The sequence below is a fragment of the Streptomyces sp. NPDC005202 genome (genome assembly GCF_040608235.1).
Classification (GTDB): Bacteria; Actinomycetota; Actinomycetes; order Streptomycetales; family Streptomycetaceae; genus Streptomyces.
In genome coordinates, this window is the sequence record NZ_JBEXHW010000006.1 from 188,809 (window position 1) to 212,771 (window position 23,963).

Below are 23,963 nucleotides of genomic sequence, written 5' to 3' on the forward strand. Positions count from 1 at the left end.
GGTGCGGGCGGGTGGTGTCGCCCGCCCGCGCCGGCGGGGTGCCGCAGGCGGCGCTGCCGGCCTCAGCGGCAGCCCTCCGACTCCGGCTCCCGTTCCTGCCCGCGGGCCCCGCCCCTGCGCTGCCCGTTCCCCCGCTCCACCATCAGCCGCGATCCCGCCTGCCGTTCGCCGAAGACGTCGTCGGGGTTGGACAGAACGCAGGTGTCCAAGGACAGGCATCCGCAGCCGATGCAGTCGGTGAGGTGGTCGCGGAGGCGGTTCAACTGCTTGATGCGTTCGTCCAGTTCGGACCGCCACGCCTCGGACAGGCGCGCCCAGTCCTCCCTGGTGGGCGTGCGTTCCTCGGGGAGTTCGGCGAGCGCCTCGCGAATCGTGGCCAGCGGGATGCCGACGCGCTGCGCGGCCCGTACGAAGGCCACCCGGCGCAGCGTGTCACGGGTGTAGCGGCGCTGGTTGCCCGCCGTGCGGCGGCTGCTGATCAGACCCTTGGACTCGTAGAAGTGCAGGGCGGAGACGGCGGCGCCGCTGCGCGCGGACAACTGGCCGACGGTCAGCTCGTGGATCTTCTCGGGAATCTGGGGCACTCCTCAGAGCCTACCCACCGCGTCACGGGCCCGGTCCGTTGACAGGGGCCCCGCCCCCGACCATGCTAAGCAGTTGCTTAGACATGGCGGCGTACGTGACGTACATGACGTACATGACGTACATGACGTACATGACGTACATGGCGCACACGACGCACACGACGGAGCAACGCGAGAGGCCGGGCACATGGCAGAGCCGAGGATCTTCACGTCCCCCGACGACCTGAAGGCGGCGGTGGGCAAGCAGCTGGGGTACACCGACTGGCTGGAGATCGACCAGAAGCGGATCGACCTGTTCGCGGAGGCGACCGGCGACCACCAGTGGATCCACGTGGACCCGGAGAAGGCCGCCGCGGGCCCCTTCGGCACGACCATCGCCCACGGCTATCTGACCCTGTCGCTGCTCCCGCTCTTCGGACCGCAGCTGATCAAGGTCGAGGGCGTGAAGATGGGCGTCAACTACGGCACCAACAAGGTCCGTTTTCCCGCCCCCGTGCCGGTCGGCTCGCGGCTGCGCGCCACCGCGACGATCACCGGCGTGGACGACGTGGCGGGCGGTGTGCAGGTGACCGTCGCCTTCACCGTGGAGCGCGAGGGCGGCGACAAGCCGGTGTGCGTCGCGGAGTCGGTGTCCCGGTACTACCTGTAGGCACGCCACTACCTGTAGGCACGCCGCCCGCGCACACCGTGGGTCACTTCGCCCCCACCATCCGCAGGACGAGGTCGGCGTAGAGCGCGCCGACCTCCTCGGGGGTGCGGGGGCCGTCGACGTTGAACCAGCGGGCCACGTCGATGCATAGGGAAAGCACGGCCAGTGTGGTGCCGTGCACGTCCAGCACGTCGAACTCGCCCGTGGCCACGCCGTCCTCGATGATCCCGCGCACCTCGGCGTCGACCTGGCGGCGCAGCGCGAGGATCTCCGCGCGGGCGTCCGGGCCGAGCGAGTCCAGTTCGTACTGCACGACCCGTGCCGTGGTGCGCCCGCCGGCGTGCCAGCGGACGAAGGAGCTCACGGCGTCGGCGAGCCGCTCGGTCGCGCTGCCCTCGCGCCGGGCCGCCGTCCGCAGGATCTCAAGGGCCTTCTCGTGGCCGATCCGGCTGATGCGGTGAAGGAGCTCTTCCTTGGTCTTGTAGTGGATGTAGAGCGCGGCCGGGCTCATGCCGGCGCGGCCCGCGATGTCACGGGTCGTCGTCGCGTGGTAGCCGCGCTCGGCGAAGGCCTCCACGGCGGCCACGAGCAGCCGCCGGGCCGCGTCAGGCGTGACCTCGCCCCACGGCTGCGCCTCGCCGCCGGCCGTCTCCTCCGCCGCAGTCATCGCTCGCCCCTCTCTCCGTCAGGGGATCCACCATACCGCCGAAGGTGAGCGGCCGCTTAGAGCACCGGCTCAGCGGAGTGACGCGACGACTCAGAGCTTCTCGAAGGGGTTGTACACCCGGTTCGCGGCCTCCTGGCGGTCCCGGATCACCTTGGCGAGCGTGAAGGCGGACGTGACGAGATACAGAACGGCGATTCCCAGGAAGGCCCGCACCCACGCGTCGGCGTTCAGCCTGAAGATGCCGATCGCGGTCGCCGCCATGGCCACCGCGAAGGAGGCGACGGCCTGCCCGTAGAAGGCGGCGGTGTTCTGCTGCTTGACCGGTGTCTCACTCATGTGGACAAGGGTCGGCGGATGTGGCCGCCGCCACATCCGTCCGCATACTCAGAAGGTACTCAGAACGCCGAGACCCCCGTCAGCGCCCGCCCGATGACGAGCTTCTGGATCTGGCTGGTGCCCTCGTAGAGGGTCATCACGCGGGCGTCGCGCAGCAGCTTGCCCGCCGGGTACTCGTCGATGTAGCCGTAGCCGCCGAAGACCTGCAGGGCGTTGTTCGCGGCGCGCACCGCAGCCTCCGAGGCGAAGAGCTTGGCCTTGGAGGACTCGACGGCGAAGGGCAGCCCGCGGTCGATCAGGTCGGCCACCCGCCAGGTCAGCAGCCGGGCGGCGTCCACGTCGACGGCGATGTCGCTGATCAGCTCCTGGACGAGCTGGTGGTGGGCGATTGTCCTGCCGAACTGCTCGCGCTCGCCGGCGTACTTCACCGCCGCGTCCAGCGCTGCCTGGGCTATGCCGACGCAGCCCGCCGCCACCGACATCCGGCCCTTGGCCAGCGCGGACATGGCGACGGAGAAGCCCTTGCCCTCCGGGGCCAGCATCGCGGAGGCGGGGACGCGCACGTCCTCCAGCACCAGCTCGGCGGTGGCCTGGCCGCGCAGGCCGAGCTTGCCGTGGATCGTGCGGCGGGTCAGGCCGGGAGTGTCCGTCGGCACGAGGAAGGCGGAGACGCCCTTGTGTCCGGGGGCGTCGGTCGAGCGGGCGAAGAGCAGCACGACGTCGGCCCAGGTGCCGTTGGTGATGAACATCTTGGTGCCGTTGATGACGTAGTCCCCGCCGTCGCGCACGGCCCGGGTGGCGAGGTTGCCCGCGTCGGAGCCGGTGCCGGGCTCGGTGAGGCCGAAGCAGCCGACCAGTTCGCCGGAGGTCAGACCCGGCAGCCACCGCCGCTTCTGCTCCTGGCTGCCCCAGGCGGCGATCGTCTTGGCGACGAGGCCGAGCGAGACGGAGACGATGCCGCGCACGGACGAGTCCCCGCGGCCGAGTTCCTCGGTCACCAGGCAGTACGCGAGGTGGTCGCCGCCCGAGCCGCCGTACTCCTCGTCGATCGTGAGCCCGAGGAAGCCGACCTCGCCGAGCTTCTTGACGACGGACCGGTCGACCTCCTCGGCGCGGTCCCAGGCCACGGCGTTGGGAATGATCTCGCGCTCGACGAAGTCCCGGGCGAGCTGCCGGACTGCGGTCTGCTCCTCGCTGAGTTCGAGGTTCATGACGGATCACCCCACATGTGGCGGACTTTGAAAGGCCGTACTTTTAAATTAGCACTGCTAGTTTTCAGGTGCAGCCCTACTATGTGCGCCATGGCCCGACCACGCAAGCCCCTTCTCAGCACCGACCGCATCATCGAGACGGCGCGGGACCTCGTGGACGCGGAGGGCCTGGCGGCCGTCTCCACCCGTCGGCTCGCCGCGGAACTGGGGGTGAGCGGGCCCTCGTTGTACAACCACTTCCGCACGAAGGACGAGATCCTGGAGGCGGTCGCGGACTCGGTCAGCGCCCAGGTCGACCTGTCGATGTTCGAGGACGGCCGGGACTGGCGGACCGCCCTGCACGACTGGGCCGTCTCCTACCGGGCCGCCCTGCGCGACCACCCGAACATCGTCCCGGTCCTCGCCCGCGGCCCCGGCCGCCGTCCCGCCGCGCTGCGTCTGGCCGACGCCGTGTACGGCGCGATGGTCGACGCGGGCTGGCCGCCGGCGCAGGCCACCTCCATCGGCGCGCTGATGCGGTACTTCATCATGGGCTCCGCGCTCGGCTCCTTCGCCGGGGGCTTCGTGGACGACGCGAGCGCCTACGACCCCGCCGACTATCCGCACCTCGGCCAGGCCCACCTGCTGGCCGAACAACAGGAGAAGATCGACGAACGGGCCTTCGAGACGGGGCTGACGGCGCTGCTGGACGGCTTGGCGCAGCAGTACGAGCAGGTGAAGCACACCGCCTGAGCACACTTCGGCGTCCGCCGAAGTGTGCGTGGCCCATGCTGGATGCATGACCATCAGGGAACCGGGACGGACGCGGCCCAGGGCCGCGGGGGCAGCCGGCCTCGCGCAGCTCGCCGGGCTGTTCGCCGACGAGACGCGGGCCGCGTGTCTGCTGGCGCTGCTCGACGGGCGGGCCTGGACCGCCGGTGAGCTGGCCCGGTACGCGGGTGTGGCGGCGTCGACGCTCAGCGAGCACCTCGGCAAGCTCGTCGCGGGCGGACTGCTCGCCGAGGAACGCCAGGGGCGGCACCGGTACGTATGGCTGGCCGACGCAGGGGTCGCCCAGCTGGTGGAGGACCTGGCCGCGCAGGTCGCCCCGGACATCGTCCGTCCGCCGCGCAGCCTGCGGGAGGCCGGCGCAGGGTCCGCCATGGCGCGCGGCCGCACCTGCTACGACCACCTCGCCGGGCGGCTCGGCATCGCGGTCACCGACGCGCTGACCGGACGCGGACTGCTGCGCACGAGCGAAGAAAAGGACACCGGGTTCGCGCTCACGGACACGGGGCTGAGGTGGTTCGACGCGGTCGGCATCCGCCTCGACCGCAGGGGCCGCCGCCCACTGGCCCGCGCCTGTCTCGACTGGACGGAACGGCGCCTCCATCTCGCGGGCGCGGCGGGCGCGGCCCTGTGCCGGCACGCCCTGGACGAGGGCTGGTGCGTGCGCATCGGCTCCGAACGGGCCGTGAAGGTCACGGCGACGGGCGAACGCGCGCTGTACGACCTGCTGGGCATCGAGGCGGCGGTGCTGCGCTGAGCGGCGCCGAGCCGTCGAGGCCTGGTGACGGCCCTACGCCGAGCCCTCAGCGTCCCGTCCGAAATCCGCGAGCCCTCCCTGCCCTCCCCCTCCTAGCCTCTGGAGCATGATGAACGCTTCCCCGTCCCGTCTGGCTGCCGGCGCGGCCACGGTCACCGTGATGCTGTGGGCCTCCGCCTTCGTCTCGATCCGCAGTGCGGGTGCCGCGTACTCGCCGGGCGCGCTGGCGCTCGGGCGGCTGCTGGCCGGGGCCGTGACGCTGGGGGTGATCTGCCTCCTACGGCGGGAGGGCCTGCCGCCGCGGGCTGCCTGGCGCGGGATCGCGATATCCGGGCTGCTGTGGTTCGGCTTCTACATGGTGGCCCTGAACTGGGGCGAGCAGCAGGTGGACGCCGGCACGGCCGCCCTGGTCGTCAATGTGGGCCCCCTGCTCATCGCGTTGCTCGGTGCGCGGCTGCTCGGGGATCCGATGCCGCCGCGGCTGCTGGCGGGCATGGCGGTGTCGTTCGCGGGTGCGGTGACCGTGGGGCTGTCGATGTCGGGCGAGGGCGGGTCCTCGGTGCTCGGGGTGGCGCTGTGCCTGCTCGCCGCGGTCGCCTACGCCGCCGGGGTCGTCGCGCAGAAGCCGGCGCTGGGCAGGGCGAGCGTGCTGCAGGTGACGACCTTCGGGTGCCTGGTCGGGGCGGTGGCCTGTCTGCCGTTCGCAGGTCAGCTGGTCCACGACGCCGCCCACGCTCCGGTGTCGGCGACGCTCAACATGGTCTATCTGGGCGTCTTCCCCACCGCGCTCGCCTTCACGACCTGGGCGTATGCCCTGGCCCGTACGACGGCCAGCCGCATGGGCGCGACGACGTACGCCGTCCCCGCCCTGGTCGTGCTGATGTCGTGGCTGGCGCTCGGCGAGGTACCCGGGCTGCTGACGCTGGTGGGCGGGGCGCTGTGCCTGGCGGGGGTGGCGGTGTCGCGTTCGCGTCCGAGGGCGGCGGCTCGGGCCGCGGTTGCGGAGACGGTTCCGCGGCCGCGGCCCGAGCGGGCCCGGGATTCAGCGTGAACGTGCCCTTCCAGCAAGGACCTTGATGGACATCAGCGCGATCACCGCGAGGGCGACGATGTAGCCGGACACCGCCATCGAGGTGCCCGTCGCCTCCAGCAGCAGCACCATCACGAAGGGCGCGAGGCCGCCGCCGAACACCGCCGCGATCTGGTAGCCGAGGGAGGCGCCGGTGTAGCGCATCTCGGGCGTGAACAGCTCGGCGAACAGGGCGGCTTGAGGGCCGTACATGATGCTGAGGAAACAGCTCGCGACGAAGGTGGCGACGGCCAGCCACAGCAGTGAGCCGGTGTCGATCAGCAGGAACAGCGGTACGGCCCACAGCGCGATGCCGGCCGCGCCGAACGCATAGATCCGGATGCGGCCGATGCGGTCGGAGAGCGCGGCCGCGGCCGGAATCAGCACCAGCTGGGTGAGGCTGACGCAGAGCGAGACGGTGAGCACCGCGCCGCGGTCCATGCCGAGGTCGCGGGTCGTGTAGTCGAGGACGCCGGTGATGAGGATGTAGAAGGTGGCGGTGTTCACGGCGAAGGAGCCGCCGGCGAGGAACACCGTGCCGAGGTGACCGCGGACGACGGTGCGCAGCGGGGAGCCGCGCTCGCTCTTCTCCTTCTCGGCCAGGGCGCGCTCGGCTTGACGGAATTCGGGGGTTTCCTCGACCCGGGTGTGGATGTACCAGGCGAGGGCGAGGACGAAGAGGCCGACCAGGAAGGGCAGTCTCCAGCCCCAGGCGGCGAACGCCGAGTCGGTGGTGAAGGCGCCGGCCAGCAGGAAGACCGTGTTGGCGGTCACCACGCCGATGGGGACGCCGAGTTGGACGACGCTGCCGTAGACGCCGCGCCTGCCCTCGGGGGCGTACTCGGTGGCCAGCAGCATCGCGCCGCCCCACTGGGCGCCGACCGCGAGGCCCTGTACGACGCGGAGGGCGACGAGCAGGACCGGTGCGGCGACGCCGATGGTGGCGTACGTCGGCAGCAGGCCGATGCCGGTGGTGGCCACGCCCATGAGGGTGAGCGCGAGGACCAGCATCGGCTTGCGGCCACGCTTGTCGCCCAGGTGCCCGGCGATGATGCCGCCGAGCGGGCGGGCCAGGAAGCCGACGGCGAAGGTGGCGAAGGCGGCGAGGACGCCGGCGGTGGGACTGCCGGACGGGAAGTACAGGTCGCCGAGGACCAGGGCGGCCGCTATGCCGAAGACGAAGTAGTCGTACCACTCGACGGCGGAGGCGAGGGCGGCGGCGGTGGCGACCCGGCGGCGGTGCCGGACGGCGGGGGCGGTAGTGGTGAGCGGCTGGGCGGAAGGTGCTGTGTCCATGCTGCACGCTCCGGTGGGTGCGGGGACGGAACGGGGGGGGCGGCTTGGGTTCCGGGAACGTACTGACCGGACGGTATGGCCGTCAACGGGTCGCGCAGCAGCACTTTTACCTGTACATGGCATCCAACCGGGGTGCGGGCACGCCGAAGCCCCGGCCCTGGGTCAGGGCCGGAGCGGGCGGCCGGCAGGGGGCTAGAAGATCACCAGCGCCCGTCCCCCCTTCCCCGCGACCATGTTCTCGAAGGCCGCCGGAATCCCGTCCAGGGCGATCCGCTCGGTCACCAGGGCGCCCAGGTCCAGGCGGCCGGCGCGCACGTGCTCGGCCAGCACCGGCAGGTCCTTGGCCGGGTCCGAGTTGCCGTACACGCAGCCGGACAGGGTCCTGCCCCAGTGGAAGATCTCCAGCGCGTTGAAGGTGACCTGCTGGTCCTTGCCGCCGATGCCCACGACCGTCGTACGGCCGCCGCGGCGGGTGGACTCCCAGGCGGCGCGGATGGTCACCGCGCGACCCACGCACTCGACGGAGACGTCGACGCCCTGCTTGCCGGTGAGGGCACGGATCTCGCGGGGTGTGTTCTCCGAGGCGACGACGTAGTCCGTGGCGCCCGCGCCGCGCGCCAGCTCCTCCTTCTCCGGGGAGACGTCGACGGCGATGACCTTCGAGGCGCCCGCGATCCGGGCCGCCTGGAGGGTGGCCAGGCCCACTCCGCCGACGCCGAACACCGCCACCGTCTCCCCCGTCTCGACCTTCGCCGAGTGGTGGACGGCGCCGTAGCCGGTGAGGACGGCGCAGCCGAGAAGGGCCGCGTCGGTGAGCGGGACGCCGTCCGGGAGGGGCAGGACGCAGGAGGCGGGGACGACCGTCTCCTCGGCGAAGGCGGCGACGTTCAGGCCGGGGTGCAGGTCGGTGCCGTCCACGGTGCGGGCGTGGACGTCGGCGGCGCCGTTGAGGGCATTGGCGCACAGCCACACCTCGCCGAGTGAGCAGGCGTGGCACTTCCCGCAGGACGGCGCCCAGTTGAGGACGACACCGGCGCCGGGCGAGACATGGGTGACCCCGTCGCCGACGGCGACGACGGTGCCCGCGCCCTCGTGGCCGAGGACGGCGGGGACCGGCACCCGCATGGTGCCGTTGGACAGCGACAGGTCGGAGTGGCAGACCCCGGCGGCGGCGAGGCGGACGCGGACCTGGCCGGGGCCCGGCTCCGGCAGGTCGATCTCGGTGATCTCCAGCGGGGAGCCGATGGCGGGGAGGACGGCGGCGCGGACGGCCATAAGGGCAACGCTCCTAGAGCTGGAGGGCTAGAACTGCAGGGACTTGGTCTGGAGGTACTCGGCGAGGCCGTGCGCGCCGAGCTCGCGGCCGACGCCCGACTGCTTGTAACCGCCGAAGGGGGCACGGGGGTTGAAGCGGCCGCCGTTGATGTCGACCTGGCCGGTGTCCATCCGGCGTGCGAAGGCGACCGCCTCCGCCTCATCGGCCGCCCAGACCGCGCCCGCGAGGCCGTAGACCGTGCCGTTGGCGATGCGCAGGGCGTCCTCCTCGTCCTCGTAGCGGAGGATCGACAGGACCGGGCCGAAGATCTCCTCCTGCGCGATGGTCATGTCGGGCGTGACATCGGCGAAGACGGTCGGGCTGACGAAGTAGCCCTTCTCCCGCGGGGATTCGGGGCCGCCCGCGACGAGGCGGGCGCCCTCGGCGATCCCCTTCTCGATGTATCCGCGCACGCGGGCCTGCTGCTTGGCGTTCACGACCGGGCCGATGCGGTCGCCGTACTTGGCGGCGGCGGCCGCGGCCAGCTCGACGGCCTCGTCGTACTGCGACGAGTGCACCAGCATCCGCGTCCACGCGCTGCACGTCTGGCCGGAGTTGGACATGACGTTGGCGACGCCGACGCCCACGGCCTTGGCCAGGTCGGCGCTCGGCAGGATGACGTTGGCGGACTTGCCGCCGAGTTCCAGGGCGACCTTCTTGATGGCGGCACCCGCGACGGCGCCGATCCGCTTACCCACCGCCGTGGAGCCGGTGAAGGAGACCAGATCGACGTCCGGGTGCTCGGCAAGGGCCTGGCCGGCGACCGGGCCGAGGCCCGTGACCAGGTTGAAGACGCCGGCCGGGACACCGGCCTCGTGCACCGCCTCGGCGAAGAGCTGGGCGGTCAGCGGGGTGTCCTCGGCGGGCTTCAGCACGATCGTGCAGCCCGCGGCCAGGGCCGGGGCGACCTTGGCGACGATCTGGTGGAGGGGGTAGTTCCACGGTGTGATCGCGCCGACCACGCCGACCGGCTCGTGGTAGACGGTCGAGTTGCCGACCTTCTCCTCGAAGGCGTACGTCGCCGCCAGCTCGGCGTAGGAGCCGGCGACCGCGATCGGCACGCCCGCGTGCACCGTCTGCGAGAACGGCAGGGGCGAGCCGAGCTCGGCGGTGACGGTCTCGGCGATCTCGTCCTTGCGGGCCACGAGGACGTCCCGGAGGGCGGTCAGGCGCGCGGCACGCTCGGCGGGCGGGGTCGCGGCCCAGCCCGGGAGAGCGGCGCGGGCGGCGCGTACGGCGGCGTCGACGTCCTCGGCGGATCCCGCGGGGACGGTGCCGATGACCTGCTCGTCGGCCGGGTTCACCACCTCGATGGCGTCCCGGCCCGCGGCGGGGCGCCACGCGCCGTCGATGTACATGCCGTCGTGTGCCTTCATCGTGCTCCTCCGGGGCTCCGGGGCGGGTGCGTCGTCCGCGTCACAACCTACCGACAACCCCATAAACTAGCGACGATAGTTTTCGGACGCCAGACACTCCCTCCCCAGGGGGGCCCGCACAGGCCCTCGTGGGCCCTCGTTCCTCAGGCCGTTGGGCCTCGTTCCTCAGGCCCCCTGGGCCTCATTCCTCCAGGTCCGGCAGCCGGTCCGGGGCCGGGCAGATGCGCTCCCCGTGCTGGTCGAAGACGAACAGATGGGCGAGGTCGACGAGCAGGGGGACCTGCATGCCGTGGCGGAGTTCGATGTCGGGCATGGTGCGGACGACCAGGTCGCCGGGGAGGCGGGGCTCGGGCGGCGCGGGGTCGGGACCGGCGTCGGCCGGGTGCTCCAGGACCTCCACCGGCCCCGCCCGCAGGGCACCCGCCCGCTCCCGGAGCCGGTTCAGGACCGTGCCGCCCTCGCGGCGGCGCCGCCGGGCGGGGCGGCGGGCCGGGCGCGGGGCCTCCAGCTCCGGTACGACGGCGGGCCGGGAGCCGGTGTTGAAGTGGACGAGCACCTCGTGCCCCTGGAACTCCACGTGCTCCACCAGCCCGGTGATCAGCACCTCGCCGGGCCGGGCGGCCGCGGGCTTGGCTATCCGTACGGCCTCCGAGCGCAGGCCCACGATGACCTCGCGGCCCTGCTGCACGCGCAGCAACTGGTGGTCCAGGGACAGGGGCTCGGGCAGGCGCAGGTACTGCTTGCCGAGGCTGATGGACATCGCACCGTCGAGCGGGGCGCGGACAAGGCCGCGCAGCAGGTTGATCCGCGGGGTGCCGATGAAGGCGGCGACGAAGACGTTGCGCGGCAGCGCGTACACCGAGCGCGGGGTGCCGAGCTGCTGGAGGACGCCGCCGCGCAGCACGGCGACCCGGTCGCCGAGCGACATGGCCTCGGCCTGGTCGTGGGTGACGTACACCGTGGTGACCCCCAGCTCCCTTGTCAGCTTGGACATCTCGGCGCGCAGGTGGTTGCGGAGCTTGGCGTCGAGGTTCGACAGCGGCTCGTCCATCAGGAAGGCGGAGGGGTGACGGGCGATCGCCCGGCCCATCGCGACGCGCTGGCGTTCGCCGCCGGAGAGCTGGCTGGGGAAGCGGTTTAGGAGGTCCTCGATGCCCAGCATGCGGGCGGTGGCGTCCACGCGTGTGCGGGGGTCCTCGCCGGGCGACTCGATGCGCAGCGGGAAGCCGATGTTGTCGCGGCTGGTCATGGTCGGGTAGAGGGCGAAGTTCTGGAACACCATCGCCATGTCCCGTCCGGAGGGCGGCAGATCGTTGGCGTACTCGCCGTCGAGGAGCACCTCGCCCTCGGTGATCTCCTCCAGCCCGGCGATCATTCTGAGCACGGTGGACTTGCCGCAGCCGGAGGGCCCGAGCAGCACCAGGAACTCGCCGGGCGCGATGTCCAGCGACAGGCGGTCCACCACGCGGACGCCCTCGCCGTAGGCCTTGCTCACGTCGTGCAGAGAGATGGCGCGTGTCATGAGGGATGCCCCCGGGGACTCACCAGAGCGCTGTTGCTCCGCGGTCGGACGCCTCGTGCGGGTCGTACGGGCGTGTGAGTCACGGAAGTTAACGGAATGTGCGCGCCCGGGGGAAGACACCGGGCGGGATCGGACGCTCCGGTCCAGCAGGCGAGAAAACGGACGATCGCATTCAGCGGAGCGCGGACGGCCCGGTCGCCGGTTTCGAGGCCCACGGCCACCGGCGCCCACGCCCGCGCCCGGAGTCACGCCCACGCCCGGAGTCACGCACGAGCCCGGGTGCGGGGAACTCGCCCGCGTCCACACCCGCCCCACGCCGTCGCCCGCACCCAGCACGCCAGGCCCGCCCCGCGTCCCGCGTCCGGTCAGGTCGTGGCGGTCAGGTGGGCGAAGACGACGACGTTGCTGGAGTAGCCCGTTCTGCGGTTGAAGAGGCCGCCGCAGGTGATCACCCGGAGTTCGGGTCGGCGGCTCGGGCCGTACACCTCCTTGTCGGGGAAGCGCGCCTTGTCGAAGACCCGCACCTTGTCGACGGTGTAGACGGCGGTACGGCCGTCCACGCGCCGGGCCTCGACACGGCTGCCGGGCTCCACCTGTCCGAGCGCCGCGAAGACGGCGGCCCCCGTCTTGGTGTCGCGGTGCCCGACGGCGACGGCCGTGCCGGACTCGCCCGGCGTGGGCCCGTCCTGGTACCAGCCGACGAGCTTCGGTTTGTCGACCGGCGGTGTCTCCAGTTGCCGGTTGCCGTCGAGCCGGATGCCGATGACCGGTGCATTGATGCCCAGGGAGGGGATACGCAGGGTGGTCGGCCGGGACCGGGGCAGCGGCGGAGGCGGCGGCGAGGGTGGCGCCGTCGGAGTGGCCGGTGCGGACTCCTCCGCGTCCGGGTCGCTCGCATCGGCCTCGGAGTCGGTATCGGAGTCGGCATCGGAGTCTGCATCGGAGGGGGCCGGGTCGGCCGGCGCCACGGCACCCGCGCCGCCGGCCCGGTCCGGCGCGTTGTGCTCGTGCTGTCCACCGCACCGGACTCCCGCCGTCACCAGGGCGACCGTGAGCACGGCCGTCCGCGCGAGGCGGTAGGCGCGGGTCCGGCGCCAGGGCCTGCGTCTGCGCCTACGCGACACCATGGGGACGCCGGCGGATCAGCCGGAGGTACACGACTCCGCTGACCACGACCAGCCCCACGGCCGCGGTCGCGGTCACGGGTGAGAAGGCGTCGGCCGTCCGGACGAGACCGCCGCCGCCCGCGTGGACGCTGCCCTTCGGACCCTCGCGGTCGTCGCCGCCCGACGCCACTGCGCCGCGCTGGTCCTCATTGCTGCGGCCCTGGTCCTCACTGCCGCGGCCCTGGTCTTCACTGCCGCGGCCCTGGTCCTCGATCTGGCGGCCAGGACCCTGCGCCCCGTCGCGCCGGTCGTTGTCCTGGCCGCAGTTGACGCGGAAGATCTTCTCCTTGGAAATGCCGGCGACCGTCCAGATGAGCTTGTACTGCCCGTCGGTCAGCCCCACCGGGTCGGTGTGACCGGCGCCGCTGGAGAGGCCGATGGTGCCGCTGACGGTGGCGCTGGTGGGCAGCGGGGGCTGCGCCTGGATGGTGTAGCCGATGGTCGGGAGAACGTCGAAGTTGACGGCGTCGAGGTAGAACCTGCAGACCAAGGGGTCGTCCTTCAAGACGCCGAAGGGCACGCCCACCCGGTGGATCTTGATGTCGCCGGCTTCCCCTTGGGCCACGGCGGCCGGAGCCGCCAACCACGTGGCACTCACCGCGGTGAAGACCGTGAGGGCGGCGGTGGCGCCGACGCGGGAGCCGAAGGTACGTGGGAGTGTCAGGGTGGGCATGCGCGTTCCTCCGAGTCAGACGATTTTCATACAAATCGCTCTTTCACCAGACTCTCTTTCACATCCCCACCCGGGCGCGCGCCACCGGCGCCCGACGCGCCGTCAGACATCACTCATCCGGCGCAACCGCGAGCCACTCCGCGGCCCGCACGAGGTCGGTTCGGCCCCCTCGACCCGCCTTCCCGGCCCCGGCGCGCGCAGGGCGCTGCCCGCCGAGAGGAGCAGCAGTGCGCCGAGCATCACGAACGGCGCGGCCACGCTCGCCACCCCGGCGACCAGACCCGCGGCGGCGGGCGCGGCGACCTGGCCGAGCCGGTTGCCGGTCAGCCGCAGCGCGAGGGCGGTGGACCGCGCCTCGTCGGGCGCCGCCTGCACCACGGTCGTCATCGACAGCGGCTGTCCGACGCCCAGGCAGAAGCCGAGGACGGTGAGCATCACGCCCAGCGCCCACACCGGCACGGGCAACGCGATACCGGCGCACAGCAGGGCCGCCGACAGGCAGGTCGCGGTGAGCAGCAGGGCCCTGCCGAGCAGCCGCAGCAGCGGTGTCAGCACCAGCCGGCAGGCGATGGTGGCCGCCGCGCGCAGACTCAGCAGCACGCCGACCACGGACGGCGCGATGCCCCGGTGCTCGCCGACCACCGGAAGGTAGGCGGTGAGGATGTCGGTCGCCGACAGCACGGACAGGCTGATGAAGATGCCCGCGGGCACGCCCCGGGCACCCAGGATGCGCCGGATCGGGACGCGCTCGCCTTGTCCCGTAAAGGACTTGGGTGTCGTACGGTGCTCGATGCGCCACAACGACGTGAACGCGACCGCGGCGCCCGCCGCCGCGACGAGCAGCGCCAGCGCGCTGGTGCCGGCCATGTCGGGGCCGCCGATCAGCGCGCCCGCCGCGATGGGGCCGACCAGCTGGCCGAGGGAGGCGCCGATGGTGAAGTGGCCGAAGTTGCGGTCCTGTTCGGGCGGGGCGGACTGACGGGCCACGATCGACTGGGCGCCGATCACGAAGCAGAGGTGGCCGAGACCCATCACGCCGCTCCAGATCGCCATCGCCCCCAGGGAGTCGGCGGCACCGCTCAGCGCGCAGCCGCCGGCGATGAGGACGACGCCGGCGGGCAGCAGGGGGGCGCAGCGGCCGTGGTCGGTACGGCGCCCCAGCGGTACGGCGGCGAACAGCGGGAGCAGGGCGTAGACTCCCGCGATCACGCCGACGGCCCGCTCGTCCGCGCCCAGCGCCAGGGCCCGGTAGGAGACGGCGGGCCGGGCCATGGACACCGCCCCCTGCGCGAAGCCGAAGGCGATGACGAGGCGGAGCAGCCAGCCGCGGTTCCCACCGGGCCCCATGGTGAAGTCCTCCGTCGAGTGATCAGATGATGCCGAACAGGATTCCCGCGCCGAGTACCACCGGCGAGGTCAGCGCCGCCCACTTCACCACGAACCTGGTGTGGTCGCCGAACTCGACCTTGGCCATGCCCACCAGGACGTAGACGGCGGGGACGAGCGGGCTCGACATGTGCAGCGGCTGGCCGACGAGCGAGGCGCGGGCGATCTCCACGGCGGAGACGCCGTGGGCCTGGCCGGCCTCGGCGAGCACCGGCAGGATGCCGAAGTAGAAGCCGTCGTTCGACATGAAGTACGTGAGCGGGATGCTCAGCACGCCGGTGACCAGGGCCATGTGCGGCCCCATGCCGTCGGGGATGTTGTTCACCAGCCACTTGACCATGTGGTCGACCATGCCGGTGCCCTGCAGGACGCCGGTGAAGACGGCGGCGGCGAAGACCATGTCGGAGACGTTGAGGACGTTCTCGGTGCGCGGCGATGCGGGCCTTCTGGTCGGGCATGTGCGGGAAGTTGACGGTGAGCGCGAGCGCGGCGCCGAGCAGGAACAGCACCGGGATCGGCAGCCACTCCATGATCATTGCGGTGAGCAGGGCGACGGTGAGCAGCGCGTTGAACCAGTACAGCTTGGGGCGCAGGGTGGGGCGGTCGGGGTCGAGGCCCTGGCGGCCTTCGTCCTGCGTGCCGTCCTCTTCGGGGGCGTCGGTGCCGGAGCCGGAACCGCCGGCCCGCGTGGGCGTGCTGCCGTCACGGGAGCCGGAACCGCCGGCCCGCGTGGGCGTGCTGCCGTCACGGGAGCCGGAACCGCCGGCCCGCGTGGGCGTGCTGCCGTGACGGGAGCCGGAACTGCCGGCCCGCGTGGGCGTGCTGCCGTCACGGGAGCCGGAACCGCCGGCCCGCGAAGTGCCCTTGCCGAAACCGGCGCCCACCAGCACCGTCTCCTGCTCCTCCACCAGCACCTCGTCCAGCGTCAGCACGCCGAGCCGCTTGCGCTCGCGGCGGCCGAGGACGTAGGCGAGGGCGAGGACGCCGAGCAGGCCGACGGCGAGGGCCGGGACCATCGGCACGAAGATGTCGCCGGCGTCCAGCTTCAGCGCGGTGGCCGCGCGGGCGGTCGGGCCGCCCCAGGGCAGCGTGTTCATCACGCCGTTGGCCACGGCGGCGACGCCGGTCATCACGACCAGGCTCATCTTCAGGCGCTTGTACAGCGGGTACATCGCCGAGACGGTGATCATGAAGGTGGTCGAGCCGTCGCCGTCCAACGACACGATCGCGGCGAGCACCGCCGTGCCGACGACGATGCGACAGCGGATCGGCCTTGCAGAACTTGAGGATCCCGCGAACGATCGGGTCGAAGAGGCCGGCGTCGATCATCGCACCGAAGTAGACGATCGCGAACATGAGCATCGCCGCGGTGGGGGCGAGGCCGGTGACGCCGTCGATGACGTAGTCGCCGAGCTTGGCGCCCTTGCCGACGAACACGCAGAACAGCGCGGGGATCAGCACGAGCGCCGCGATCGGCGACATCTTCTTCAGCATGATCAGGACCAGGAAGGTCGCGATCATGGCGAAGCCAAGGATGGTCAGCATGAGTGGATACCCAACGTTCGCCCTTGAGCTCCCACCAGGGCCGGCGGTGCGACGACGTTAGGTCCCGTCAAACGTCGTTAACAAGACGTTGACACGCGAGCAATAAGCGCAAAACTCCAGGTCACGGCCTTGCTCAGATCATCGGGGTGGGCTTTTCAGCCGTCGGCGGCCAGCTCGACGGGGACGCCGTTGAGGACGGCGTTGCCCGACAGCGGGTCGAGCAGGCTGCCGTCGAGGAGCTGGTTGACGTTGACGCCGGGGTCGGCGGAGGCGTGCGTCAGCCGGGTGCCGGGCCGGTCGTGGCCCCAGCCGTGCGGCAGGCTCACCACACCCGGGCGCACGCCGTCGGTGACCTCGGCCGGGGCGGTCACCTCTCCCCCGGCACCCTTGACGCGTACGGCGGCGCCGTCTCGTATGCCGAGGCGTGCGGCGTCCTCGGGGTGGATGTGCAGGGTGCAGCGGTTGGAGCCGCCGGTGAGGGCGGGCACGTTGTGCATCCAGCTGTTGTTGGAGCGCAGGTGGCGGCGGCCGACCAGGACGAGCCCGTCGGGACGGTCCCGCAGGGCTTGGCGCAGGCGCGGCAGGTCGTCGGCGATCGGCTGCGGCAGCAGCTCGATCCTCCCGCTCCGGGTCTTCAGCGGCTGGGGCAGGCGGGACCGCAGCGGCCCGAGGTCGATGCCGTGCGGATGCGAGAGCAGCTTCTGAAGGCTCAGCCCGTCCGGCCGTACGCCGAAGCCGTCGCCGTAGGGGCCGAGGCGCAGCATCATGTCGAGCCGTCGCTCGGGACCGGTCTCCCCGGTGAGCTGGGCGGCGAGCTCCTTCGGGTCCCGGCCGTGCACCGGGGAGTGCGGTTCCTCGACGGCCTTGCCGAGCGTCTGGTCGATCACCATCGCGTCGACGGCCGCCGGGTCGGCGCCGTGCATACCGGTCGCGGCGAGGATCAGCCGCGCCAGGATCTCGGTCTCCGCCATCCGGCCGGGTTCGAGGGGCACGGCGGGGCGGGTGTAGCGGACCTGGTTGCGTACGGCCAGGGTGTTGAAGGCGAAGTCGTGGTGCGGGCTCTGCGAGGGCGGGGGCGGCGGCAGCACGACGTGGGCGGGGCGCGAGGTCTCGTTCAGGTACGGGTCGACACTGACCATGAAGTCGAGCGAGTCCAGGGCCTTGTCGAGCCGGTCGCCGTCGGGTGCGGACAGCACGGGGTTGGCGGCGACGGCGACGAGGGCCCGGATCGGCTCGCCCTCCTCGGTGGCCGTGTCGATCTCCTCGGCGAGCGCGGAGAGCGGCAACTCCCCCTTCGCCTCCGGGTGTTTGCTCACCCGGGAGTGCCAGCGGCCGAGCGCGAAGCCGCGGCCGGGCCCGCCGGGCCGGGGCGTCCTGTCGGTGGCGGCCTGCGGGAAGAGGGCTCCGCCGGGCCGGTCGAGGTTGCCGGTGAGGATGTTGAGGACGTCGACGAGCCAGCTGGCGAGGGTGCCGTGCGGGACGGTGCAGCTGCCGATGCGGCCGTAGACGGCGGCGGTGGGGGCGGCGGCGAGGTCGCGGGCGAGGGTGCGGATGGTGCCGGCGTCGACGTCGCAGGCATCGGCGACGGCTTCGGGGGTGAAGTCGCGTACGGCGTCCCGGAGTTCCGGCAGGGCCAGCACATGGGGTGCGAGGTCCTTGAGGTCGACGAGGTCCTCTTCGAAGAGGACGTACGCCATCGCCGCGAGCAGCAGGGCGTCGGTGCCGGGCCGGATCGCGATGTGCCGGTCGGCGAGTTTGGCGGTGCGGGTGCGGCGCGGGTCGACGACGGTGAGGGTGCCGCCGCGGGCCTTCAGGGCCTTGAGCCTGCCCGGGAAGTCGGGGGCGGTGCACAGACTCCCGTTGGACTCCAGTGGGTTGGCGCCGAGGAGCAGCAGGTGGTCGGTGCGGTCGAGGTCCGGTACGGGGATCAGGTTGGCGTCGCCGTAGAGCAGTCCGCAGGAGACGTGCTTGGGCATCTGGTCGACCGTGGACGCGCTGAAGATGCTGCGCGTGCCGAGTGCGCCGATCAGGACCGGCGGGTAGAGGCCGCCGGCCATGGTGTGCACGTTGGGGTTGCCGAGGACGACGCCGACGGAGTGCGTGCCGTACCGCTCGACGACGGGCCGGATGCCGGCGGCGACCGCGTCGAACGCCTCCTCCCAGGTTGCCTCCCGCAGCTCTCCGTCCTTGCGCACCAGCGGGGTGCGCAGCCGGTCGGGGTCGCCGTCGACGGCCCCGAAGGAGGCACCCTTGGGGCAGATGAACCCCTTGCTGAACACGTCCTCCCGATCGCCGCGGGCCCCGGTGACGCGGGTGCCGTCGATGGTGAGCGTCAGCCCGCAGGTGGCCTCGCACAGGGGGCAGATTCGCAGGGCGGTGCGGGACACGGGTCCTCCCGGTGGGATCGCGCCAACGGTGACGCACGAACTCGCGCCGAGCATACCGACCGGTATGCATGGAGGGGAGCCCTTGCCCGGAGTGAGGTCGGAAATCCGCGGCCCTCCGGTGGTGCTCAGTCGAGGATGACCAGTCCGTTGCGTGTGGCGACCACCACTGTGCCGTCGGGGCCCGCTGCCAGGTCGGTCACGGGTGAGGGAATGTCGATCAACAGCGGTGCACGGTTGTCCGAGTCGAACACCGCCAGCTCGCCGGGGTTCTCTCCGGCCGCGCGCCGGCGCGGTGCAGGCCGTCGGCCAGGGCGGGATACCAGGAGAATGCTGTTCCTGCTCGCCGCTGTTTGCTGTCCGATGCCGTGGACGCACAAGACCCGGGACACTCCGCGCCTCCCCCGATCGGCTGCCTCCGATCACCATAGCAACGGGAATGTGCTCGCGCCCCTGCACAACAGGGCTTGGATCAGGGGCCGTTCGGCTTGGATTCGCCGGATATCAGTCCAGCACCCGCGCCAGATAAGCCCGCAGCATCTCCCGCATCTCCGCGATGATCCTCTCGTCGCCCTCCGGGTCGACGCGGAAGGCGAGGTGGACGAGGGTGTCGGCGGTTTCGACGGCGATGAGGAAGGTGCGGCGCAGGTCGTCGTCGGGTTCGCGGCGGAGGTGGCCGGAGAGCAGGTCGGTGAGGCGGTCGGCGACGCGGTGGTTGGGTTCGGCGTAGCGGGTGCCGACGGGGATCTGGTTGCCGAAGTCGACGAGGGAGAAGCCGGGGGCGGTCCGCTTCATCGCCAGGTACTCGTCGAGGACGGCGTCCATGGCCGCGCGCCAGCCTCCCCCGGGCTCTCGGCTTCGCCCGAGCAGGGCGGTACCCCCACCGCCGGTCTCCTCCAGGCGCTTTGTGACCCGCTCGGTGTACCGTTCAAGGTTGCGCTGGGCGAGCGCGTCGACCATCGCGCGTTTGTTGCCGAAGAAGCGGTAGACCGAGCCGATGGGCACGCCGGCCCGCAGGGCGACGGCGCGGGTGCTCAGGGCGTCGTAGCCGACCTCGTCGAGGAGGTCGGCGCAGGCGTCGAGGATCCGGGTCAGCCGTTCGGCGCTGCGCCGCTGCACGGGCGCACGGCGTAGCGATGTCGCGTGGGGCACGGACTTCATGATGCCCTTTTGCCGCGGTCCGGTGAAGCTCGCGCCTCAGTACGCGGGGGAAGGGCTGCGGTGCTCATCGTGGACGGCGGAAGCGCCGCTCGTGCGCGCCGCCGGGGCGTCGCTCGTGCCGTGGGTGGACCGCGTCGGCTCCGGCTCCGACGCCGTGATGTCCGCCGTGCTCTGGACCGGCTTGCCCGCCACCGCCACCGTCCCGTCGTCGGCGTACAGGCGGGCGGTGACGTGGTGGGTGCCGCGGGGGACGAGGCGGGCGGAGAGGTGGTACTCGGGGGTGCGCAGGCGGGTGACGAGGCGGCCGTGCACCAGCAGGTGGGCAAGGCCGCGGCCGGCCACCGCCCGCGCAGTCGTGCCGGCCGGCGTGAAGCGGAAGCGGCGGACACTCAGCCGTACGTCCCAGCTGCCGGCGACGTCGGGCTGCACTTCGATGCCGACCTCTGGAGCGCCCTTCCTGTCCACCTCACGGTAGTGCCGGCCCTCCTCGTCGGTGCCGTCGAGGAGTCTGCCCTCGGGTGCGGGCGACTGCCCGTCCTTCCGCCCGTGCGTATCGCCCGAGTCACAGCCCGCGGGCCCGGCCGGGAGCAGGACACAGACCGCGAGCGCAGCGAGAAGTCCGCGCGTCCACGACGACATGCCGGGGAGAGTAGACAGCGGTCCGACGGCCGATCCCCTTGAAGGCTGGTTCTCGCCATTCCCCGGAAGGAGGGCGCGAGGCCCTCTTGCGTCCGCGAAAACGCAATCCTACGGTGCTACATAGGAATCAGGTTGCAAGGGAGCGATCATGAGCGGGGACGCACGCAAGACCGCCGAGGGACTGGCCTACCTCTCCGGTTTCGGCAACGAGCACAGCTCGGAGGCGGTGCCGGGCGCCCTGCCCGAGGGCCGCAACTCCCCGCAACGCGCCCCCCTGGGGCTGTACGCGGAACAGCTCAGCGGTACGGCGTTCACCGAGCCGAGGGCGCACAACCGCCGCTCATGGCTGTACCGGATCCGGCCGTCGGCCGCGCATCCGGCGTTCACCCGCACCGACAACGGCATGATCCGCACGGCGCCCTTCACGGAGACGGTGCCCGACCCGAACCGCCTGCGCTGGAACCCGCTGCCGGAGCCCGCGGAGGGCACGGACTTCCTCGCCGGCCTGTGGACCCTGGGCGGCAACGGCGACGCCACCCAGCGCACCGGCATGGCCGTGCACCTGTACCACGCCAACTCCTCGATGGGGCGCGTCTTCAGCGACGCGGACGGCGAGCTGCTGATCGTGCCGGAGCGCGGGGGGCTGCTGCTGCGCACCGAGTTCGGGCTGCTGCACGCGGAGCCGGGGCACATGGCACTGATCCCGCGCGGGGTGCGCTTCCGGGTGGAACTGCTGGACGACTCGGCACGCGGTTACGTGTGCGAGAACTACGGCGCTCCCTTCCGCCTCCCGGACCTCGGCCCCATCGGCGCCAACGGCCTCGCCAACGCCCGTGACTTCCGGGCGCCGGTGGCCGCGTACGAGGACGTCGAGGGCCCGGTGGAGGTGGTGAACAAGTTCTGTGGCAACCTGTGGACCGCCACGTACGACCACTCGCCGCTCGACGTCGTCGCCTGGCACGGCACCCATGTGCCGTACGTCTACGACCTGCGCCGGTTCAATGTGATCGGCACGATCTCGTACGACCACCCGGATCCGTCGATCTTCACCGTGCTGACCTCCCCGTCCGACACCCCGGGCCTGGCCGGCGTCGACTTCGTCGTCTTCGCGCCGCGCTGGCTGGTGGGCGAGGACACCTTCCGGCCGCCGTACTTCCACCGGAACGTGATGAGCGAGTACATGGGCCTGATCGAGGGCGCGTACGACGCGAAGGCGGAGGGCTTCGTGCCGGGCGGCGGCTCGCTGCACAACATGATGTCGGCGCACGGCCCGGACCGGGAGACCTTCGACAGGGCGAGCGCGGCCGAGTTGAAGCCGCAGAAGATCGACGACGGCCTGGCGTTCATGTTCGAGACCCGGTGGCCGGTGACGCTCACGCCGCACGCGGCGTACGCGGAGCATCTGCAACAGCGGTACGACGACGTCTGGCAGGGCCTCGAACGGCACTTCCGCCCATTGCACTGAACGTTTGTGACCGGTACGGATAGCCCGTGACCTCCTTCGCCCCGGATTCGATTGTCCTGAACCGCAAGCTGCCGCTCTGGTACCAGGTATCGCAGTCGCTGCGCGCCTCGATCCTCGGCCGCTCGCCCCGGGACCCACTGCGCCTGCCGACCGAGGAGCAACTGGCGGGGCACTACGGCGTGAGTGTGCTGACCATGCGGCAGGCACTGAAGGAGCTGGAGGACGAGGGGCTGATCACGCGCCACCGGCGGCGCGGCACGTTCATCGAGCCCGCTGCGCGACGGGGCACCCCGGTACGGCTGCTGGGCTCGGTGGACGCCATCGTGGCCCAGCAGTCCGGCATGACGACCGAGCTGCTGGAACACGGCCGGGCGCCCGTGCCCGCCGAACTCGCCGAGTACTTCCCGGATCTCGGCGAGGTGGCGACGTACCACCGGCTGCGCAGCGACGAGAAGACCGGCGAGCCCACCAACCACGCCCGCAACTACATCCGTCCGGAGCTGGCCGGGCGCATCGCGCTGGACGACCTGGTGCGGTGGCCGATGACCAAGGTGCTGCGGGACGTCGTGGGGGCCGGCATCAGCCGCATCACGGACACGGTGGAAGCGCGGCTGGCCGACCCGGAGACGGCGCGGCTGCTCGAAGTGCCCTTGCTCAGCCCGATCCTGCACTACACGGGGGTCACCTATGACGCGGAGGGACGGCCGTTGGACGTGGCGGTCATCCACTACCGCGGGGACCGCTTCTCCTTCACCGTCACGCTCGATGCCACCTGACCCCGGCCCGGGGTGTCGGTACCCCGTCGTACGATGCCCCGCGTGACGCACGACGACGCTCCGCTGCTGGCGGATCTCATGCCGTGGTCCGTCGCACCGCCGCGGCTCGGCCGGGGGTGGCCGACGGCCCCCGACGCGGCCTCCCTGAAGGCCCGCTGGGACGCCCTGGTGAAGGCCGACGGCCCCGACCGGGAGGCCCTGTTCGAGCCGACGCGCTCGCGCACGCTGCACTCGGCGGTGGGACAGCTGCCGGGCCAGTCCAGCGGCACCGAGAAGCTGGTGCGTGCCTTCGGTCCCTGCCCGGAACCGGTGCGCGTGCTGCACGCCCCCTTCGACGAGCAGTGGCTGATCCCCGACCACCGCCTGATCGACGCGGCCCGCCCCGAGCTGTGGCGGGTGGCGGACACCCACCAGATCTTCGCGGTCGAGACGGCCGCCGCGCCCGACTCCACGGGCCCGCTCCTGCTGGCGATGTCCCTCCTGCCCGTCCTCCGCCCGGGCCGCATCCGCCCCCTCTACCGCCGCCCGGGAGGCCAGGAACCGAACCTGGCGCCGGGCCTGCTGAAGCACCTGGCCTCCCGCCTCGGCCACTCCCCCGCCCCGGTGGATGTCCTCGCCTGGATGCTGGCGACGGTACGCCCCGGCCCCGACGGACTCACCGTTCCGCTCACCGAAAACGCCGAACTGTGGGCCGAGGGTGTCGAGTTGGGCCGCCGCATGCTTTGGCTGATGCGCCGCGACGGCGAGCGCCCCAAGCTCCCCGGCGGCCGCCGCCCCTACGTCCGCGCCCCGCTGCCGTCCCGCCCGCAGGCCCTCCGCTACGACCGCGACGAGGAGACCCTCCACCTCGACGAGGGCCGCATCTCCCCGGTGCCGCCCGAGGCCTGGGACTTCGAGGTCGGCGGGGTCCGCGTCCTGGAGCAGTGGTTCACGGCCCGGACCGCGCAGGGCACCCCGGGCAGCCTGACGGCGATCCGCCCGGCGACCTGGCCGCAGGCGTGGACGTCGGAGCTGCTGGAGCTGATCACGGTCCTGGCCCTTCTCGCGGAACTGCGTCCACGGCGGGCCGAGTTGCCCGTGTCCCCCACGATCACCGCGGCCGAGCTGCACAAGGCGGGCGCGCTTCCCGTGCCGGACGCGGCCCGCAGACCGGCATCGGTGCTGGACCACCACGAGGAGGGCCCGGAAGGGCAGTTCGCCCTGCTCTAGGACCTGTCG

22 protein-coding genes and 1 pseudogene are annotated in these 23,963 nt (G+C 72.0%); 7 read left to right on the top strand and 16 right to left on the bottom strand.

Features of this window, described 5'->3' with window-relative positions:
- Positions 1-62: 62 nt before the first annotated feature.
- Positions 63-584: a redox-sensitive transcriptional activator SoxR gene (gene soxR, locus ABZV31_RS13535; RefSeq protein WP_355892306.1), complete on the bottom strand. Its 522-nt coding sequence runs from the start codon at positions 582-584 to the stop codon at positions 63-65.
- Between the two features lie 187 nt (positions 585-771).
- Between soxR and ABZV31_RS13540 the strand changes: the two genes are divergently transcribed.
- Positions 772-1,233: a MaoC family dehydratase gene (locus ABZV31_RS13540; protein ID WP_355892309.1), complete on the top strand. Its 462-nt coding sequence runs from the start codon at positions 772-774 to the stop codon at positions 1,231-1,233.
- 43 nt (positions 1,234-1,276) lie between these two features.
- Here ABZV31_RS13540 and ABZV31_RS13545 read toward each other — a convergent pair whose 3' ends face one another.
- The 3 genes from ABZV31_RS13545 to ABZV31_RS13555 all read right to left on the bottom strand — a co-directional run bounded on the left by ABZV31_RS13545 (position 1,277) and on the right by ABZV31_RS13555 (position 3,447).
- Positions 1,277-1,900, bottom strand: coding sequence for a TetR/AcrR family transcriptional regulator (locus ABZV31_RS13545; RefSeq protein WP_355892312.1), 624 nt, complete (start codon positions 1,898-1,900; stop codon positions 1,277-1,279).
- A gap of 90 nt (positions 1,901-1,990) precedes the next feature.
- Positions 1,991-2,236, bottom strand: coding sequence for a YiaA/YiaB family inner membrane protein (locus tag ABZV31_RS13550; protein WP_355892315.1), 246 nt, complete (start codon positions 2,234-2,236; stop codon positions 1,991-1,993).
- Positions 2,237-2,295: 59 nt separating this feature from the next.
- Positions 2,296-3,447 (bottom strand): acyl-CoA dehydrogenase family protein, encoded by a 1,152-nt coding sequence (locus ABZV31_RS13555; protein WP_355892317.1) that lies wholly within the window; start codon positions 3,445-3,447, stop codon positions 2,296-2,298.
- Between the two features lie 90 nt (positions 3,448-3,537).
- Here ABZV31_RS13555 and ABZV31_RS13560 point away from each other — a divergent pair, with 90 nt between their 5' ends.
- The 3 genes from ABZV31_RS13560 (at position 3,538) to ABZV31_RS13570 (ending at position 6,023) form a co-directional block, all read left to right on the top strand.
- A complete protein-coding gene (locus ABZV31_RS13560; RefSeq protein WP_355892320.1) occupies positions 3,538-4,179 on the top strand; it encodes a TetR/AcrR family transcriptional regulator in 642 nt (213 codons plus the stop codon).
- 46 nt (positions 4,180-4,225) lie between these two features.
- Positions 4,226-4,972, top strand: coding sequence for a winged helix-turn-helix domain-containing protein (locus ABZV31_RS13565; RefSeq protein ID WP_355892323.1), 747 nt, complete (start codon positions 4,226-4,228; stop codon positions 4,970-4,972).
- Between the two features lie 106 nt (positions 4,973-5,078).
- Positions 5,079-6,023: a DMT family transporter gene (locus ABZV31_RS13570; protein ID WP_355892326.1), complete on the top strand. Its 945-nt coding sequence runs from the start codon at positions 5,079-5,081 to the stop codon at positions 6,021-6,023.
- Here the strand turns inward: ABZV31_RS13570 and ABZV31_RS13575 are convergent.
- The 12 genes and pseudogenes from ABZV31_RS13575 to ABZV31_RS13630 form a co-directional block, all read right to left on the bottom strand.
- Positions 6,015-7,337 (bottom strand): MFS transporter, encoded by a 1,323-nt coding sequence (locus ABZV31_RS13575; RefSeq protein ID WP_355892329.1) that lies wholly within the window; start codon positions 7,335-7,337, stop codon positions 6,015-6,017. The two genes, ABZV31_RS13570 and ABZV31_RS13575, sit on opposite strands and share 9 nt — an antisense overlap.
- Before the next feature lie 192 nt (positions 7,338-7,529).
- Entirely contained in the window at positions 7,530-8,612 is a 1,083-nt protein-coding gene (locus tag ABZV31_RS13580; RefSeq protein WP_355892332.1) for a Zn-dependent alcohol dehydrogenase, read from the bottom strand.
- A 27-nt stretch (positions 8,613-8,639) separates the two neighbouring features.
- Positions 8,640-10,028 (bottom strand): aldehyde dehydrogenase family protein, encoded by a 1,389-nt coding sequence (locus tag ABZV31_RS13585; RefSeq protein ID WP_355892335.1) that lies wholly within the window; start codon positions 10,026-10,028, stop codon positions 8,640-8,642.
- A gap of 181 nt (positions 10,029-10,209) precedes the next feature.
- A complete protein-coding gene (locus ABZV31_RS13590) occupies positions 10,210-11,550 on the bottom strand; it encodes an ABC transporter ATP-binding protein (protein ID WP_355892338.1) in 1,341 nt (446 codons plus the stop codon).
- Positions 11,551-11,915: 365 nt separating this feature from the next.
- Positions 11,916-12,677, bottom strand: coding sequence for a class F sortase (locus ABZV31_RS13595; RefSeq protein WP_355892341.1), 762 nt, complete (start codon positions 12,675-12,677; stop codon positions 11,916-11,918).
- The gene (locus ABZV31_RS13600) at positions 12,664-13,389 is read right to left on the bottom strand and encodes a hypothetical protein (RefSeq protein WP_355892344.1); all 726 of its coding nucleotides are present in this window, start codon (positions 13,387-13,389) and stop codon (positions 12,664-12,666) included. Before ABZV31_RS13600 ends, ABZV31_RS13595 begins: the two co-directional genes overlap by 14 nt.
- A gap of 102 nt (positions 13,390-13,491) precedes the next feature.
- Positions 13,492-14,736 carry an MFS transporter gene (locus ABZV31_RS13605; RefSeq protein ID WP_355892347.1) on the bottom strand — a complete coding sequence of 415 codons (1,245 nt, stop codon included), beginning with the start codon at positions 14,734-14,736 and terminating at the stop codon, positions 13,492-13,494.
- 22 nt (positions 14,737-14,758) lie between these two features.
- A pseudogene (locus ABZV31_RS13610) lies at positions 14,759-16,320 on the bottom strand (citrate:proton symporter).
- A 155-nt stretch (positions 16,321-16,475) separates the two neighbouring features.
- Complete coding sequence (locus ABZV31_RS13615) at positions 16,476-18,707, bottom strand: molybdopterin oxidoreductase family protein (RefSeq protein WP_355892350.1); 2,232 nt, start codon at positions 18,705-18,707, stop codon at positions 16,476-16,478.
- A gap of 125 nt (positions 18,708-18,832) precedes the next feature.
- Positions 18,833-18,958 carry a hypothetical protein gene (locus ABZV31_RS13620; protein ID WP_355892353.1) on the bottom strand — a complete coding sequence of 42 codons (126 nt, stop codon included), beginning with the start codon at positions 18,956-18,958 and terminating at the stop codon, positions 18,833-18,835.
- Positions 18,959-19,208: 250 nt separating this feature from the next.
- Positions 19,209-19,865 carry a TetR/AcrR family transcriptional regulator gene (locus tag ABZV31_RS13625; protein ID WP_355892356.1) on the bottom strand — a complete coding sequence of 219 codons (657 nt, stop codon included), beginning with the start codon at positions 19,863-19,865 and terminating at the stop codon, positions 19,209-19,211.
- A 36-nt stretch (positions 19,866-19,901) separates the two neighbouring features.
- On the bottom strand, positions 19,902-20,504 hold the full coding sequence (locus ABZV31_RS13630; protein ID WP_355892358.1) for a hypothetical protein: 603 nt from the start codon (positions 20,502-20,504) through the stop codon (positions 19,902-19,904).
- A gap of 148 nt (positions 20,505-20,652) precedes the next feature.
- Between ABZV31_RS13630 and hmgA the strand changes: the two genes are divergently transcribed.
- From hmgA to ABZV31_RS13645, 3 genes are read left to right on the top strand one after another with little or no spacing between them, the layout of a single operon-like run.
- Positions 20,653-21,969 carry a homogentisate 1,2-dioxygenase gene (gene hmgA, locus ABZV31_RS13635; protein WP_355892360.1) on the top strand — a complete coding sequence of 439 codons (1,317 nt, stop codon included), beginning with the start codon at positions 20,653-20,655 and terminating at the stop codon, positions 21,967-21,969.
- Between the two features lie 26 nt (positions 21,970-21,995).
- A complete protein-coding gene (locus tag ABZV31_RS13640) occupies positions 21,996-22,745 on the top strand; it encodes a GntR family transcriptional regulator (RefSeq protein WP_355892362.1) in 750 nt (249 codons plus the stop codon).
- A gap of 33 nt (positions 22,746-22,778) precedes the next feature.
- Entirely contained in the window at positions 22,779-23,954 is a 1,176-nt protein-coding gene (locus ABZV31_RS13645; RefSeq protein ID WP_355892365.1) for a type ISP restriction/modification enzyme, read from the top strand.
- The last annotated feature ends 9 nt before the right edge of the window (positions 23,955-23,963 follow it).